Origin of the sequence: Streptomonospora mangrovi (assembly GCF_027604915.1) — a bacterium.
GTDB lineage: Bacteria > Actinomycetota > Actinomycetes > Streptosporangiales > Streptosporangiaceae > Streptomonospora > Streptomonospora mangrovi.
On record NZ_JAJAQC010000046.1, the window covers coordinates 1 to 1,146 of the forward strand.

The following is a 1,146-nucleotide window of genomic DNA, read 5'->3' on the forward strand; positions in this document are numbered from 1 at the left end:
GGCTCCCACTGCCTCCACCGCGCCCGCCCCGGGCCGCCCCGACCCGGCCGCCAACGGCGCCGCCGGCGGCGGCCGTCCGGTCGGGCCGGTGCTGGCCAAGCCGCCGGTGCGCAAGCTCGCCAAGGACCTCGGCGTGGACCTGCGCACGGTCACCCCCACCGGTCCGGGCGGGGTGGTGACCCGCGACGACGTCCGCCGCGACGCCGCCGCGCCCGCCGGCGAACCCCTGGAGCAGCGCGAGGCCACCCCCGCCGCGCCGGCCGCCGACCGGCCCGGCACCGGCCCGGCCGCGCCCGCACCGGCCGGGGCGCAGGCCGTCCGGCCCGACCCCGGCGCGCGCGAGGAGCGCATCCCGGTGCGGGGCGTGCGCAAGCACACGGCGGCGGCCATGGTGCGCAGCGCGTTCACCGCGCCGCACGTCACCGAGTTCCTCCAGGTCGACGTCACCCGCACGGTCAAGGCGGTGGCCAAGCTGCGCGAGCGGCCGGAGTTCGCCGACGTCAAGGTGTCGCCGCTGCTGCTGGTGGCGCGCGCCCTGCTCAGCGCGGTGCGCCGCTACCCCGGCATCAACGCCTCCTGGGACGAGGACGCCCAGGAGATCGTGGTCAAGCACTACGTCAACCTGGGGATCGCGGCGGCCACCGAGCGCGGGCTGGTGGTGCCCAACGTCAAGGACGCCCACGCCATGGCGCTGCCCGAGCTGGCGCGGGCCCTCCAGTCGCTGACCGAGACCGCCCGCGCGGGCGCGGCCACCCCGGCCGACATGAGCGGCGGCACCATCACCATCACCAACGTGGGCGTGTTCGGCGTTGACGCCGGCACCCCCATCCTCAACCCCGGCGAGGCGGCCATCCTGGCGTTCGGCCAGATCCGCGACCTGCCGTGGGTGCACAAGGGCGAACTCGCGGTGCGCAAGGTCACCACCCTGTCGCTGTCGTTCGACCACCGCCTGGTCGACGGCGAACTGGGCTCGCGGGTCCTGCGCCACGTCGGCGCCGCCCTGGAGGACCCCAAGACCACCTCGCTGGTCTGGGGCTGAGCACACCGAAGGGCCGCCCCCGCAGCCGGGGCGGCCCTTCAGCGCACGGGCGGACGGCCGGGGCGCGGCGCCGTCGCCGCGCCCCCGCCCCCGCTCAAACGCCCAGC

The 1,146-nt window shown here is 77.6% G+C and carries 1 protein-coding gene; it reads left to right on the top strand.

Annotated elements, in window-relative coordinates; translation table 11 throughout:
* Positions 1–1,039, top strand: a 1,039-nt coding sequence (locus LG943_RS21925) for a dihydrolipoamide acetyltransferase family protein (RefSeq protein WP_270074231.1), incomplete at its 5' end; no start/stop codon positions are given.
* Positions 1,040–1,146 lie beyond the last annotated feature (107 nt).